The sequence below is a fragment of the Marinobacter sp. VGCF2001 genome (assembly GCF_049943275.1).
In the GTDB taxonomy this organism is placed as follows: Bacteria; Pseudomonadota; Gammaproteobacteria; order Pseudomonadales; family Oleiphilaceae; genus Marinobacter.
Genome location: NZ_JBNFVX010000001.1, coordinates 179,885 through 195,055, shown reverse-complemented (window position 1 = coordinate 195,055; position 15,171 = coordinate 179,885). Strand labels below are relative to the sequence as shown.

Below are 15,171 nucleotides of genomic sequence, written 5' to 3'. Positions count from 1 at the left end.
CAGGAGATTGACATGACTTTCGGCCGAGACGAGAACGTCTGGATTCCCGAATCTGAACTGGATGGTATGTCGATCGACACTCTCGCCGTGAGGGCAGGGCAGATCCGCACAGGGCAGCTGGAGCACAGCGATGCCATCTTTCCGACCTCGAGCTTCGTTTACGGCAGTGCTGCCCAGGCAGCCGCCAGGTTTGGTGGTGAGGAACCGGGTAACATCTACTCGCGATTTACCAATCCCACCGTGCAGGCGTTTGAAGCAAGAATTGCCGCCATGGAGGGTGGTGAGCGTGGCGTGGCTACCGCATCTGGTATGGCGGCCATTCTAAGTACCTGTATGTCGCTGTTGAAATCCGGTGACCACGTGATTTGCTCCAGAGGTGTGTTTGGAACGACCAATGTGCTGTTTCAGAAGTACATGGCGCGTTTTGGCGTGGAAACCAGTTTTGTCAGTGTCACCGATGCCGATGAGTGGAAAGCCGCTATCCGGCCTTCCACACGGATGCTGTTTCTGGAAACGCCGTCTAACCCATTGTGCGAGGTGGCGGATATCGCCAGCCTGGCGGACCTGGCCCGCGTAAACAACGCGCTGCTGGTCGTGGACAACTGCTTCTGCACGCCCGTGCTGCAGCGCCCGCTGGGGCAGGGCGCGGATATTGTTATCCACTCCGCAACCAAATATCTGGACGGCCAGGGCCGCTGTGTTGGCGGTGTTGTGGTCGGCCCGGCTAAATACCTCGATGAAATCTACGGCTTTATTCGCTCAGCGGGGCCCACCATGAGCCCGTTCAATGCCTGGGTGTTCCAGAAAGGGCTGGAAACCTTACCGATTCGTATGCGAGCCCACTGCGACAATGCGTTAGAGTTGGCCTTGTGGCTGGAGCAGCAGGAAGGTGTGGAAAAGGTTTACTACGCCGGGCTCGAAAGTCATCCCCAGCACGAATTGGCAAAAAAGCAGCAAGACGGCTTTGGCGGTGTGCTGTCCTTCCTGGTGCGAGGCGGAAGAGAGCAGGCGTGGCAGTTTATCGACGCGACCCGGATGATTTCGATTACTGCCAACCTTGGGGATGTGAAAACAACCATTACCCATCCAGCGACAACGACACACGGGCGGCTTGCGCCAGAAGATAAAGAAAAAGCCGGTATTACCGAAAACCTGATTCGTTTGTCGGTTGGTATCGAATCTGTTGAGGATCTGAAAAACGACCTGGACAGAGGTTTTCAGGCATTGAAAGACTAACAAACAGATGGCTTGAGCATTCATGGCGGAAACCGCGAAAGCGAAGAAAGCAGTAGCCACAGAGCTGACCGACAAGCAGAAGCGATTTCGTCGCCTGATGAGCCAGGGGGCCAGGGAAGGCGCGGTCATGGCCATGATCGTGCTATGCATCTACCTTGCGATGGCTCTGTTTACCTTCAGCCCGTCAGACCCGGGCTGGGCCAGTATCGGCCATGATATCCGGGTTCAGAATTACGCAGGCCGAACCGGCGCGTGGCTGGCCAGCCTGTTTATGGATTTCTTCGGCCACGTGTCCTGGCTATTCCCGGTGATGGTTGCCGGCTACGCGATAATGCTGATCCGCCGGCGGAATCAGCCGCTGGATTTGCATTGGCCGCTGTTCATGGTTCGTTTTGGCGGCTTTGTTCTGATCCTTCTGTCTGCAACCAGCCTGCTTTCACTGTATTCCGTATTCGGTCTGGGAGCCTCATCCGGTGGTGTCATGGGCACTGCGGTTTCTGAGGCGATGGTCCGGTTTTTTAATCTCCCGGCAACCACCCTCCTGCTGATCGCCATCTTCCTGTTTGCACTCACCGTGACCACGGGCCTGTCCTGGTTCCGGTTAATGGATCAGGTCGGCGGGCTGACGCTGAGACTCGGGCTGGCGCTAAAATCAGCCTTCGCAGGAGCGTCCGGAAAAGTCGGCAAACCGGTTAATGGGGAGCGCGCCCCGGGCCGGGCCAAGGCACCGGAGCCGGAACCCGAGCCGCCGGTTGTGAAGGACAAGATCCCGGTACAGCGAGCGCAGGCTCAAGACGGCAGCGCCCGGAAAACGCCCTGGTGGCGTCGGTTGTTTGGCAGGCGTACACAGTCGGAAAAGCCCGGGAAAAAACCGGGCAGTCCGCGTGAGCGCAAAGAGCCGGCAATGGAGGGGCTGGCCGCCCCCGCACAGGAACCCGAACAGCTCGAGAATTTCAGCGCCCGGGAAACAAAGCCAGAGCCAGATCCAGATCCAACTTCGTCCGCGCCACCAGCCGAGCAGCCTAAACCGCGTTCGCTGAAAATCTCTCCATTCAAGAAGGAGGATCAGGGCGGCACAGCGAAAAAGAAAAATGAACGTCAAGGCTCCCTGCTTGAAGACGTCGAGAGCACGATTCCTCCCATCTCATTGCTGGATCCACCTGAGGAGCATAAAGAACGAGGCTATTCCGAAGAGTCTCTGGAACATATGTCCCGGCTGCTTGAGGAAAAGCTCAGCGATTTCGGCGTGTCGGTAGAAGTGGTTGAGGTTAACCCGGGGCCGGTTATTACCCGCTTCGAGATAAAACCGGCGCCGGGCGTCAAGGTCAGTAAAATTTCTAATCTGGCAAAAGACCTGGCGCGCTCACTGGCGGTTCTCAGTGTGCGGGTGGTTGAGGTGATTCCCGGGAAATCCGTGGTTGGTATCGAGATACCCAATGAGGAACGGGAGATTGTCCGGTTAAGTGAGGTGCTCAGTGCCAAGGTGTTTACCGAGTCCTCTTCGGCATTAACACTGGCCCTGGGCAACGACATTGGCGGCAATCCAATGGTCGCCAATCTCGCCAAGATGCCCCATTTGCTGGTCGCCGGTACCACCGGGTCCGGTAAGTCGGTGGGGGTGAATGCGATGCTGCTCAGTATGCTACTGAAAGCCACGCCGGATGAGGTCCGCTTTATCATGGTGGACCCGAAGATGCTTGAATTGAGCATCTATGATGGCATTCCGCACCTGTTGGCACCGGTGGTCACCGACATGAAAGAGGCCGCCAATGCACTGCGATGGTGTGTGGCTGAAATGGAACGCCGGTATCGCCTGATGGCCAGCCTGGGCGTGCGTAACATTGCGGGCTACAACAAAAAGGTCAAAGACGCCCGGGCCCAGGGGGAACCGTTGCTGGACCCGATCTGGAAACCGGACGAATACCTCGCCAATGATGAGCAGGAGCGTCCTGAACTGGATACCTTACCGTTCATTGTGGTGGTCATTGACGAATTTGCCGACATGATGATGATCGTCGGTAAAAAGGTCGAGGAACTGATTGCACGAATCGCCCAGAAGGCCCGGGCGGCTGGTATCCACCTGGTGCTGGCTACCCAGCGCCCATCGGTGGATGTAATCACCGGCTTGATCAAGGCCAATATTCCTACCCGGATGTCTTTCCAGGTGTCTTCCAAAATCGATTCCCGTACCGTGCTGGATCAGGGCGGCGCGGAGCAGTTGCTGGGCCACGGCGATATGCTGTACCTGCCGCCCGGTTCAGGTCTGCCGGTAAGGGTTCACGGGGCTTTCGTGGATGACGATGAAGTACATCGGGTGGTCAGCGCCTGGAAGGCCCGTGGAGAGCCGGAGTATGTGGACGATGTGCTGAACGGTGCCGAAGGTGAGCACTTGCCGGGAGTACCCTCGCTCAGTGAAGGTGGCGCTGGCGGAGGCGAAGACGGCGACGCACTTTACGATGAGGCGGTCGCGTTTGTGACCGAAAACCGGCGTGTGTCCATCTCGTCGGTGCAACGCAAATTCAAAATAGGCTACAACCGTGCCGCCAATCTGGTGGATGCCATGGAAGCGTCGGGGGTAGTCAGTCCGGCGGGCCACAACGGTGCCAGAGAAGTTCTCGCACCTCCGCCTCCCAGAGACTAGGAGTAGTAATCATGATCAGACTGTTTTCCGTCATTCTACTGGCCATTTCCACGCTCGGGTCCGGCCTGGTTCAGGCAGAGGAACCCGGCGGTGCGGCCGGGCAATTGACCGCGATATTGAAAAGTTATGAGACATACCAGGCGGACTTCATCCAGATTGTTGTCAACGAAAACGGCAGTCAGGTTCAGGAAATCCGGGGGTCCCTGAAGGCCAAGCGCCCCGGCCTGTTCTATTGGGAGACCGAAGCACCTTTGTCGCAGTTTATTGTCAGTGATGGGGCGAAAGTTGAAGTGTATGACCCCGATCTTGAACAGGTTACGATTCATTCTCTGGATGAGCGAGTGCAAAGTACTCCGGCGCTGCTGCTGAGTGGCGAAGTGGAGAATCTGGATGAGAGCTACGAGGTGAGCGTGCGTCATCTTGGCGAAAGCACCCACGAATTTACCCTGGTGCCGCGCAGCCCGGACTCTTTGTTTACCTCGTTGAGGCTCAGTTTCTTTGACGGTGAGCTGCAGGAGATGCGTATGCAGGATTCGCTGGCCCAGATCAGTATCCTGAGCTTCGACCATGTTGAGCTGAACCAGTCCGTTGATAGCAGTGCGTTTCGCCTGGATTACCCGGAAAGCGTTGATGTGATTCGGGACGGTGTCTGATGCAGGACAGCCTGTTTCAGTCTGAGACCGGCTTCCAGCCCCTGGCCGCCCGTATGCGGCCAACGTCCCTTGAGGGTTATGTTGGCCAGGCCCACCTGGTTGGCCCTGGCAAGCCCCTGCGGAGAGCCGTGGAGCAGGGGCAGTTGCATTCCATGATCCTCTGGGGGCCACCCGGTGTCGGCAAAACAACGTTTGCCCGGCTGCTAGCCAATGTTGGCGACTTGTCCTTTGAAACGATCTCCGCCGTGCTCAGTGGGGTGAAGGAAATTCGCGATGTGGTCGAGCGTGCCCGTAACCGCAAGCACTCCCAGGGTACAGACACGCTGCTATTCGTGGACGAAGTACACCGGTTCAATAAAAGCCAGCAGGATGCCTTTCTCCCTCATATTGAAGACGGCACGTTTATTTTTGTAGGTGCCACCACCGAAAATCCTTCCTTCGAGTTAAACAGCGCTTTGCTGTCGCGTACCCGGGTTTACGTTTTGAAGAATCTGGAAGCAGCCGATGTGAGACGGCTGCTGCAAAGCGCTCTGGAAAGTGAGCAGGGGTTTGCCGGGCAGTTGCGCGTGGAGGACCCGGTATTAGCGTCGATGGCAGAGGCCTCCGGAGGGGATGCCCGGCGGGCCCTGAACATACTGGAAGTGGCTGCGGATCTCGCGGAGCCGGATGGTGACGGTGTAAATCGTATCCTGCCGGCGACACTGGAGCAGGTGCTGCAAACCAGCCTTCGGCGGTTCGATAAAGGCGGAGACGTCTTCTACGATCAGATTTCCGCACTGCACAAGTCTGTGCGGGGATCGAGCCCGGACGGCGCGCTTTACTGGTTGTGCCGGATGCTCGACGGCGGTTGCGACCCTTTGTACGTTGCCCGCCGCCTCGTTCGTATCGCCAGCGAAGACATCGGCAATGCGGATCCGCGAGGGTTGCAGATAAGCCTTCAGGCCTGGGACGCACAGGAACGCCTGGGGTCCCCGGAGGGTGAGTTGGCGCTGGCGCAGGCTGTCACTTACCTTGCCCTGGCACCCAAGAGCAATGCAGTCTACAAGGCCTACAATCAGTGCATGGCCGATATCAGAAACGACCCGGACTACGAGGTGCCGGTACACCTTCGAAATGCGCCGACCAAATTGCTCAAGAGCCTCGGCCATGGTCAGGAATACCGCTACGCACACGATGAGCCGGACGCCTTTGCCGCCGGCGAAGCCTATTTGCCTGAGGCCATCCACGAGCGCAGGTATTACCTGCCGGTTCAGAGAGGCCTTGAAATTAAGCTGGCTGAAAAGCAGAGCAGGCTGGATGCACTGGATACCCGTAGCTCGAACAAGCGCTACTGAACCACGCTCTTGTCATATTTTGATGCTTGTCCCGGGCCAGTAGTGGCCAGCGTATTCACGGCAGGTATAATGCTTCTATATCCATTCACCCGCTAACCGGAAAATCAGGAACAACATGCTCGATCCGAAACGTGTCCGTACACAGACTGAAGAGATCGCCCGTCGGCTGGCTATCAAAAATTTCGAGTTTGATATTGCCACCTTCGAGCAGCTTGAGGAACGCCGCCGGGCCATACAGGTTCGTACGGAAAACTTGCAGAGCGAGCAGAACAAGCGTTCGAAGTCCATTGGCAAGGCCAAGGCTGCCGGTGAGGATATCAAACCCTTGCTGGATGAGGTCGACAACCTGAAGCAGCAGCGCGGCGATGCCGAGGATGAATTGCGCTCTGTCCAGGAGTCACTGAATGCCTTTTTTGCCGGCATACCCAATCTTCCCGATGAAGATGTACCGGCAGGCGAGAGTGAAGATGACAACGTGGAAACGCGGCTGTGGGGGTCACCGAGGAAGTTCGACTTTGAGCCCAAAGATCACGTTACTCTCGGCGAACAGCTCAAGGGCCTCGATTTCGAAAAAGCGACTCATCTTGCTCATTCACGCTTTGCGGTCATGCGTGGGCAGCTGGCCCGGCTGCATCGTGCGCTGGCCCAGTTCATGCTGGACCAGCACACCCTGCAGCACGGCTATACCGAAGCCTACGTGCCCTATCTTGTGAACGCGAATGCGCTCTTTGGTACCGGGCAACTGCCGAAGTTCGAAGAAGACTTGTTTAGGACCTCTGGTGACAATCCGCTGTACCTGATCCCCACCGCAGAAGTGCCGGCGACCAATCTGGTTGCGGATACCATTCTCGAAGATGCCGAGCTGCCCTTGCGGCTGGTTTGTCACACGCCTTGTTTCCGAAGCGAAGCGGGGTCCTACGGCCGGGATGTCCGCGGGATGATTCGCCAGCATCAGTTCGACAAGGTGGAGCTGGTGCACATTGTGCGGCCCGAAGAGTCTACGGAGGCTCTTGAACAGCTGACCGGCCATGCGGAAAAAATACTCCAGCTGCTGGAGCTGCCGTATCGGGTAGTGACGCTTTGCGGTGGAGACATGGGATTCTCTGCGGCCAAGACCTATGATCTGGAAGTCTGGTTGCCGGGCCAGAGCCGATACCGTGAAATTTCCTCCTGCTCCAATACCCGGGATTTCCAGGCCCGGCGTATGCAGGCTCGCTGGCGTAACCCGGAAACAGGCAGGCCTGAGCCGGTCCATACGCTCAATGGGTCCGGGTTGGCGGTTGGTCGTGCCATGATTGCGGTTATGGAGAATTATCAACAAGCCGATGGCAGCATTCTGGTGCCCGAGGCTCTTAAACCCTATATGGGCGGCGCCGAGCGCATCCAATGAACGATCAGCCCTATGATACGCTGGAGAGCGGTGTGCCCATTGGTTCGGCACCGGCGCGTTACCGGGTTAACCCGGTAACCGACAACCCCAATAACTCAGCTGGCGAAGTCGCCCTGGTCGGCGCCGGCCCCGGCGACCCCGAGTTGCTGACTCTGAAAGCCTGGCGCCTGATCCAGTCGGCCGAAATTGTGTTGTACGATCGCCTGGTGTCGCCGGAAATCATGGCGTTGATTCCGGAGAGCGCGACAAAAATCCATGTTGGGAAACAGCGTTCGAATCATTCGCTGCCGCAGGATCAGATTAATCAGCGTCTGGTGGACCTGGCCCGTGAGGGATACCGGGTGGTTCGCCTGAAAGGAGGCGATCCCTTCATTTTTGGTCGTGGCGGGGAGGAAATTGAAACTCTGGCCACTGCCGGGGTGCGCTTTCAGGTGGTGCCCGGAATCACGGCGGCGTCTGGTTGCTCGGCTTATGCCGGCATTCCACTGACACATCGGGATTACGCCCAATCGGTCCGATTCATTACCGGCCATCTCAAAAATAACACCTGCGATTTACCCTGGCGTGAATTTGTCCAGAATAGCCAGACTCTGGTGTTCTATATGGGGCTGGTCGGGCTGCCGATCATCAGTCGTGAGCTGATCGACCACGGAATGCGGCGGGATATGCCGGTGGCGCTGGTGTCCAAAGGCACGACACCTGAGCAGGGCGTAATTACCGGAACCCTGGAGAACATCGTCGAGCGGGTGGAGGAAAAGGGGGCCGCAGCGCCAACGCTGGTGATTATTGGTGATGTGGTGTCGCTGCGTAACCGCCTGGACTGGCTGGGCGTTGAAGCCGGGCGCTGAGGCCCGGCCGCTCATTCAGGCAGAGGCTGCCCGCTGGGGCAGCGCGTCTTTCAGCTTGTCGCGCATCGTGCGAATGGCTTTTTCCGTGGTCTCCCAGTCAATGCAGGCGTCCGTTACCGAAACCCCGTATTCCAGGTCTGCCAGGTTCTCGGGAATCGACTGATTTCCCCAATTGATGTGGCTTTCCACCATCAGGCTCTGGATTGACTGGTTGCCCTCGAGAATCTGATGGGCCACATCCTGCATGACCAGGGGCTGAATGGCCGGGTCTTTGCTGGAGTTGGCGTGGCTACAGTCCACCATGATGGATTTGCGCAGGTTCGCTTTGTCGAGCGCCTGCTCACACAGTGCGACACTCACGGAATCATAGTTGGGTTTGCCACCGCCTCCGCGAAGCACCGCGTGTCCGTAATGGTTCCCCTTGGTGCGAATGATGGCGACTTTGCCCTGTTGATCAATGCCCAGGAAACTGTGCGGGTGAGATACGGACTTCATGGCGTTGACCGCAACATCAAGGCTGCCATCGGTGCCGTTTTTGAAGCCGATCGCCATGGACAGGCCACTGCTCATCTCACGATGAGTTTGGGATTCCGTTGTGCGGGCGCCGATTGCAGACCAGGCGATGGTGTCCTGGAGATACTGCGGTGAGATCGGGTCGAGTGCTTCGGTAGCCGCCGGCAGGCCCATTTCGTTGATGTCCAGCAACAGGCGCCGACCAATATGGAGGCCCTGCTCAATGTCGAAGGTGTCGTTCAGGTGCGGATCGTTGATCAGGCCTTTCCAGCCCACCGTCGTGCGGGGCTTCTCGAAGTACACCCGCATGACCAGAAGCAGGGTATCGCTGACTTCATCGGCCAGCTTTTTAAGGCGGGCGGCGTAGTCGCGGGCAGCCTCAACATCGTGAATGGAGCAGGGACCAACCACCACAAACAACCGGTGGTCCTTGCCGTCCATAATGTCGTAAATGGCCTGCCGGCCGTTGGCCACGGTTTCGGCTGCCTTGTCTGACAGTGGCATCTCTTGCTTGAGCGCTTCAGGAGTTATCAATGGTTCCTGGCTGGCCACGTTCAGGTTTTCCAGTTTCTTGCCCGACATCTTGTTGTGCTTCCCCGAATCTTGTCGTTACCTCACCCGATGGTATTCATTCTTTTATTCGGGCGATTAAAGATAATTGCGAATGGTGCCGTTATACGGTTGCGATAAACCCCGGCGAGTTGGTTATACTGCTTTATTTAAAGGCCCTTTTCAACGCTTCTAAACGCTCCAGGACAACAGGTAAAGGATGTCGCCCTCACCACAGAAACCACAGGCAGTCGCTTCCTCCCGAAAGGTGGTTTCACAAAGGATTGCTCAGGTATTGTCCGGAATCCGCGTGCCGGACCTCCCATACCCGGTCAGCCGTTCGTCGTCGGAGCCCGAGCCAGACTGGCGCCCCTTGTTGTGGTCCTGCTGGACCGAACAACGCGACGAGCGGGTGACGCGAGTGCTGCGCTCGGTTCAGATTGAATGGACTGTCCGGCAGGTTAACGCGGCCTATCTGGCTGACCGCATCATGGACGTATTTCTGAAAACCTCAGGCCTGCATTCATCGTTGGTGGGGCGCGTTGCCCGGTTGAGATTCTGGTTAGCCTGGCAGCTGGACCTGTGTGGTGCGGACGTTTTCAGCGGAGCGCTTCTCGATTGGCTGGACAACCTTCAGGAATGGCGGGGATGGAGCGATACCGGAGGCCGTTCCTCCCGAGTGCTGCTTGATCAGCTAGATAGCCTGATCATCGCAGTGTCGGGCAGTTTCGAGGCCGGTAGCCTTGAAGCGCTGGAGCAATACTGTCAGCAGTGGCTCGCCGACACCCGGAAACGGGATGATCAGGTGGTACGGCTGAGAGAGCGTCTGCTGGAAACCGAGCAGGGCGCGGCCCGGCAGCGCTTTGCTGACCAGACCGCCCGGGCGCTGATTGGCCGCGCTCTGACTGGCCGTCAGCTACCACGGGCAATCAGCCGGTTCGTCCTCAGTGACTGGTATCGCGTGCTCAAGCAGAGCGTATTGGCCGGAGGCAACGAGAGCGAGGTTTATCGCCATGCCAACAAATTATTGGAATGGCTCGTTTGGGTTGGAGATCCCGAGCTTTCCGACAAGGATCGGAATCGGCTCTACCACGTCGGTGAGCAACTTGGTGATCGTATCCGCGATGTCTGGTTCCGGGCACTCGGGGATCGGGTTCCGGAACAGGCGTTGAGCGAAATACAGGCTGTTATCGTCGAGCGGATCCGCGGTGAGATTCCGGATCTGGATAACGCGTTGCCCTCTCACGGGGAGTTCGTCTGGGACAGTGCCTGGCTGGCGGCTGGAAAAGTCCCCACAGATCGTTTTGAACATTTCGCGGGTCAATGGTTTGTAGAAGGAGAGGGCGCCAGTGAGCGGCGCAGGTTCTTTTTTGCCTTATTGCCCGATAGTGGCGAGATCCTCTGGACCAACGGCGCCGGAGTAAAGCTGGGCCTTCAGCCCTGGTCCGGGTTTCAGTCGGATATCGATTCCGGGGCATTGCGAACGCTGCCAGAGCCGACTCCCTTTGGCCAGGTGTTGTCAGAAACCCTGGATGTGTTGGCCAGGGTTTGTGCGCGGCAGGTGGAACAGCGGGAGCGGGCCGCGCAGGAAGTACGTGCCCGGGCCGAGACGCTACGTAAGGAAAAGGAGGCCGCCGAACAGCGGCGACGGGAAGAAGAAGACGCGCGCCAGCAGGCACTGGCGCGTGAGCGTGAGGAAGCTGAACGCCAGCGCCTGGCAGACGAGAAGGCAGAGCAGGAGCGCCTCAGAAAAGAGGCAGAACTTGTGGCGGGCAGGCAAGTAGAGAGTATCGCCCTGGGCGGCTGGATTGTGCTGACGGGCGAATCCCGGGATGAAGACCCTGTGCGTCTCAAGCTTGCGGTCAAGATATCGGCTTCACGGAAGTTTGTATTTGTGGACAGGCTGGGCCTGAATCGTCGGGAGTTCCTGCAAGACGACCTGGTGACCGGTATCGTTGAAGGTCGCATTCGGGTGTTAGGGAGCTCGGCCGAGTTTGATGATACGTTGAGCCGGGTTGTCGGGCGTATTCGGGTTGGCCGGAGCTGAGGTGCATGATGAGCGATGAAGACTATGCGTTCGGTACAGAAAGCGAATTGCCCTCGGGAAGGGAGCTTCGCGAGGACTACCGGTTAACCGCCCGGGCACGGGCCTGGGTGACTCTGGAGTCTCCCGAACCCGACAGGGAGCCTCTGATGGCCGACTCGGAAACGGTCAGACTGGAATGCCAGGTGCGGGACATTTCTGCCCGGGGCATTAGCCTGTTGTGTGAAACTGGACTGGCGATGGGCGCTATCGTGGCCGCTGAAGTAAGGCTGGGTGAGCATTCTCGCCCGTTTAGCCTCAGCGTTGAAGTTGTCTGGTGCCGCCAGGCCGATTGGGAATATCTGATCGGTGTCCGGGTTCTGGAGTCTGATGACACGGATTATCTTGACTGGATAGAAGCCGTCGCGACAGCGCTCGCTGATACGTAAACGCAAAGAGCCGGCAATACCTGCCGGCTCTTTTTTTCAACGGGTGGCTCCGGAGGTGTCAGACCTCCATTTCCGCCATTCCGGTGATATTGAAGCCGCCATCGACGTACAGAATTTCGCCGGTGATGCCTGATGCCATATCAGAACTCAAAAACGCCGCCGCATTTCCGACTTCCTCGGTGGTTACGTTCCGGCGCAGTGGCGCCTGCCGGGCATTTTCCGAGAGCATACGTCGGAAGCTCTTGATGCCAGAGGCCGCCAGTGTCTTGATCGGGCCGGCGGAAATTCCGTTCACCCGAATGCCTTCCTTGCCGAGGCTTGCCGCCATGTAGCGAACGTTGGCTTCAAGCGATGCCTTGGCCAGCCCCATGACGTTGTAATTCTGAAGGACGCGCTCAGCCCCCAGGTAGCTCAGTGTCAGCAAGCTGCTGCCTTCATGCATCATCTTGCGGGCGCCCTTGGCCAGGGCCACAAAACTGTAAGAGCTGATGTCATGGGCGGTGCGGAACCCTTCACGGGTGGTCACATCCACGTAATTGCCGTCCAGCTCGTGGGCCGGGGCGTAGCCTACCGCGTGGATGATGATGTCGATGTTGTCCCAGTGCTTGCCCAGCTCTTCGAACACCTGGTCAATCTGCTCGTCGCTGGCAACATCGCAGGGGAAGGTGAGTTCGCTGCCCCATTGTGCCGCGAATTTTTCAACGCGGGATTGCAGCTTTTCGTTCTGATAGGTGAAGGCCATTTCGGCACCTTCACGAGCAAACGACTCGGCAATGCCATAGGCGATGGAATGTTTGCTGGCTACGCCAACAATCAGTGCTTTCTTGCCACTGAGGATTCCCATGGGTTTGTGCTCCCTGTATTCCGTGGTTTCGGCGCATTATCCCTGACCCGTCGGGGCCGGGTAACGCTCAATTGGTCGTAGACTGATAGAAAAACGCGGCGTTCAGAAGTTCCCGGGTATACGGCTGTTGGGGGTCCCGGAATATGGCTTCTGCATCGCCGTATTCCACAATCTGGCCCTGTCTGAGCACCAGGAGTTTATGGCTGAGTGCCCGGACAACAGCCAGGTCATGGCTGATAAAGATGTAGCTTAGCCCATAACGGGCCTGAATTTCTCGTAAAAGCTCAATCACTTGCTTCTGCACGGTGCGGTCGAGCGCGGAGGTGGGTTCGTCCAGAATCATAAGATCCGGCTGCAGCACCAGCGCCCGGGCAATGGCGATTCGTTGCCGTTGCCCGCCGGAAAACTCGTGCGGATATCGATGCCGGGCCTCTGGGTCCAGACCGACATCCTGAAGGGCCTGGATCACCTTGGCCCGATGCTGGTCCGAATGGCCGGGTTCGTGGATTTCCAGACCCTCACGAATGATTTCCTCAACCGACATCCGGGGGCTAAGGCTGCCGAAAGGATCCTGGAACACAATCTGGACACGCCGCCGCCATGGCCGGAACGCTTTTTGGGACAGCCCGGACAGGTCGGTATCCAACAGGCTGAACCGACCGGTGCTCGGGGTAAGCTTCAACAGGGCATGGCCGAGCGTGGTTTTGCCGCTTCCGCTTTCGCCGACCACGCCCAGAGTTTCTCCGGCCTGCAGCTGGAAACTGACATTCTGGACCGCATGAAAGCTTTCCCGGACCTTGCCCAGAAGGGTCTTCCGGATGGTGAAATGCACATTCAGGTCATCCACCGTCATCAGGGCATCGGCGCCCACGGTTGCCGGCAGAGGGTGCTCCGGGGGCTCGGCTTCCAGCAGTTTCCGGGTATAGGCATGGCCGGGTGCATCGAACAGCGAATCGGTAGCGCCGTGCTCGACCATTTTCCCCCGCTCCATCACCACCACATGATCCGCATAGCGCCGGACGATGCTAAGATCGTGGGTAATCAACAAGACGGCCATCCCCAGCTTTGCCTGCAGCGACTTCAAAAGCTCAAGGACCTGCTTCTGCACTGTGACATCAAGGGCTGTGGTGGGCTCGTCGGCAATCAGCAGATCGGGCTCGTTCGCCAGCGCCATGGCAATCATGACCCGCTGTTTCTGACCGCCTGATAATTGATGGGGGTAGCTCCCGAGGCGCGTTTCGGCGGCTGGAATCCCTACCAGTTCGAGCAATTCGAGGCAGCGTTTCCGGGCCTGGGGGCCGCGCATACCTTTATGCAGCTCAAGCGTCTCGCCAATCTGTTTTTCAACCGTGTGCAACGGATTCAGCGAGGTCATCGGCTCCTGGAAAATCATGCTTATGTGCCTGCCGCGTATCTGCCGCAGGCGTTTTTCCGGCGCCTTCAGCAAATCTTCGCCTTTGTAGAGGATCTGCCCGCCGGGGTAGCTGGCGTGACGCTCGTCCAGCAGCCGCAGGACAGACAGTGCCGACACGGACTTACCCGAGCCGCTCTCGCCAACCAGTGCCAGAGTCTGGCCTTTGTCGATACTGAATGACAGCCCGTCAACCACCCGGGGGCCGTTATCGAAGGTGATGGACAGATTGTTGATGGACAACAACGTACTCATATCAGTTCTTTCTCGGGTCAAAGGCATCGCGCACGGCTTCGCCCACGAAGACCAGCAGCGTTAACATGACCGCCAGTGACGCGAATGCAGAGATGCCCAGCCAGGGTGCATGAAGGTTGGCTTTGCCCTGGGCAATCAGCTCTCCCAGTGATGGCGAGCCCGATGGCAGGCCGAACCCCAGGAAATCCAGTGAAGTGAGCCCGGTAATAGCGCCAGTCAGAATAAAGGGCATGAAGGTGAGGGTCGCCACCATGGCATTGGGCAGAATATGCCGGAACATGATGCTCCGGTTATCCAGACCCAGTGCCCGGGCGGCTTTCACATACTCGAAGTTGCGGGCCCTGAGAAATTCCGCACGAACCACATCCACCAGCCCCATCCAGCTAAACAGCAGCATGATACCCAGCAGCCACCAGAAATTGGGCTGCACAATTGAGGACAGAATGATCAGCAGGTACAGCATGGGCAAGCCGGACCAGATCTCGATGAACCGTTGGCCGAACAGATCAACCTTGCCTCCGTAGTAGCCCTGGAGCGCGCCAACGGCAACCCCGACAATAGAGCTGGCGATGGTAAGTGTCAGGCCAAAGAGGACGGAAATCCGGAACCCGTAGATGACACGTGCGGCAACATCCCGGCCCTGATCATCGGTGCCCAGCCAGTTTTCGGGGCTGGGCGGGGCGGGCGAGGGCACGGTGAGATTGTAATTGATGGTGTTGTAGGTGAAACGGATGGGGGGCCAAACCATCCAGCCGTTGCTTTCGATTTCACCGGCGATGAACTCATCCCGGTAGTCCGCCTCAGTCGGCAGGAAGCCACCAAAGGTTTCCTCAGGAACCTGCTGAAATACCGGGAAATACAGCTCGCTGTTGTAGGAGACGACCAGGGGTTTATCGTTGGCAATCAGCTCGGCGCACAGTGACAGACCGAACAGCACCAGAAAAATCCAGAGGCTCCAGAAGCCTCGCCGATTGGCGGTAAAGTTGTCGAGCCGGCGTCGCTGGATCGGCGAAAGTGCGGCCATG

11 protein-coding genes and 1 pseudogene are annotated in these 15,171 nt (G+C 58.0%); 8 read left to right on the top strand and 4 right to left on the bottom strand.

Going from position 1 to position 15,171, the window contains the following annotated elements; translation table 11 throughout:
- Nucleotides 1-12 precede the first annotated feature (12 nt).
- The 6 genes and pseudogenes from ACP2AU_RS00900 to cobA all read left to right on the top strand — a co-directional run.
- Nucleotides 13-1,236 carry an O-succinylhomoserine sulfhydrylase gene (locus tag ACP2AU_RS00900; RefSeq protein ID WP_426373888.1) on the top strand — a complete coding sequence of 408 codons (1,224 nt, stop codon included), beginning with the start codon at nucleotides 13-15 and terminating at the stop codon, nucleotides 1,234-1,236.
- 22 nt (nucleotides 1,237-1,258) lie between these two features.
- Nucleotides 1,259-3,877, top strand: coding sequence for a DNA translocase FtsK (locus tag ACP2AU_RS00895; RefSeq protein ID WP_426373887.1), 2,619 nt, complete (start codon nucleotides 1,259-1,261; stop codon nucleotides 3,875-3,877).
- Between the two features lie 11 nt (nucleotides 3,878-3,888).
- Complete coding sequence (lolA, locus tag ACP2AU_RS00890) at nucleotides 3,889-4,530, top strand: outer membrane lipoprotein chaperone LolA (protein ID WP_426373886.1); 642 nt, start codon at nucleotides 3,889-3,891, stop codon at nucleotides 4,528-4,530.
- On the top strand, nucleotides 4,530-5,864 hold the full coding sequence (locus ACP2AU_RS00885) for a replication-associated recombination protein A (RefSeq protein WP_426373885.1): 1,335 nt from the start codon (nucleotides 4,530-4,532) through the stop codon (nucleotides 5,862-5,864). Before lolA ends, ACP2AU_RS00885 begins: the two co-directional genes overlap by 1 nt.
- Nucleotides 5,865-5,979: 115 nt before the next feature.
- The gene (gene serS, locus ACP2AU_RS00880; protein WP_426373884.1) at nucleotides 5,980-7,254 is read left to right on the top strand and encodes a serine--tRNA ligase; all 1,275 of its coding nucleotides are present in this window, start codon (nucleotides 5,980-5,982) and stop codon (nucleotides 7,252-7,254) included.
- Nucleotides 7,255-7,295: 41 nt separating this feature from the next.
- Nucleotides 7,296-8,102 (top strand): annotated as a pseudogene (gene cobA / locus ACP2AU_RS00875) (uroporphyrinogen-III C-methyltransferase); the annotation flags it as partial.
- Nucleotides 8,103-8,117: 15 nt separating this feature from the next.
- On the opposite strand, the gene ACP2AU_RS00870 reads toward cobA, so the two are convergent.
- Entirely contained in the window at nucleotides 8,118-9,197 is a 1,080-nt protein-coding gene (locus ACP2AU_RS00870; protein WP_426373883.1) for a 3-deoxy-7-phosphoheptulonate synthase, read from the bottom strand.
- A 187-nt stretch (nucleotides 9,198-9,384) separates the two neighbouring features.
- Here ACP2AU_RS00870 and ACP2AU_RS00865 point away from each other — a divergent pair, with 187 nt between their 5' ends.
- Together ACP2AU_RS00865 and ACP2AU_RS00860 are read left to right on the top strand one after the other, a co-directional pair.
- Nucleotides 9,385-11,211: a DUF1631 family protein gene (locus tag ACP2AU_RS00865; protein ID WP_426373882.1), complete on the top strand. Its 1,827-nt coding sequence runs from the start codon at nucleotides 9,385-9,387 to the stop codon at nucleotides 11,209-11,211.
- A 5-nt stretch (nucleotides 11,212-11,216) separates the two neighbouring features.
- The gene (locus tag ACP2AU_RS00860; protein ID WP_426373881.1) at nucleotides 11,217-11,636 is read left to right on the top strand and encodes a PilZ domain-containing protein; all 420 of its coding nucleotides are present in this window, start codon (nucleotides 11,217-11,219) and stop codon (nucleotides 11,634-11,636) included.
- 58 nt (nucleotides 11,637-11,694) lie between these two features.
- Here the strand turns inward: ACP2AU_RS00860 and ACP2AU_RS00855 are convergent, their stop codons facing one another.
- The 3 genes from ACP2AU_RS00855 to ACP2AU_RS00845 all read right to left on the bottom strand — a co-directional run bounded on the left by ACP2AU_RS00855 (nucleotide 11,695) and on the right by ACP2AU_RS00845 (nucleotide 15,170).
- A complete protein-coding gene (locus ACP2AU_RS00855) occupies nucleotides 11,695-12,480 on the bottom strand; it encodes an enoyl-ACP reductase FabI (RefSeq protein ID WP_426373880.1) in 786 nt (261 codons plus the stop codon).
- Between the two features lie 67 nt (nucleotides 12,481-12,547).
- Nucleotides 12,548-14,146 carry an ABC transporter ATP-binding protein gene (locus ACP2AU_RS00850; RefSeq protein ID WP_426373879.1) on the bottom strand — a complete coding sequence of 533 codons (1,599 nt, stop codon included), beginning with the start codon at nucleotides 14,144-14,146 and terminating at the stop codon, nucleotides 12,548-12,550.
- Between the two features lies 1 nt (nucleotide 14,147).
- Nucleotides 14,148-15,170, bottom strand: a complete 1,023-nt coding sequence (locus tag ACP2AU_RS00845; protein ID WP_426373878.1) for an ABC transporter permease — start codon at nucleotides 15,168-15,170, stop codon at nucleotides 14,148-14,150.
- Nucleotide 15,171: the final 1 nt, after the last annotated feature.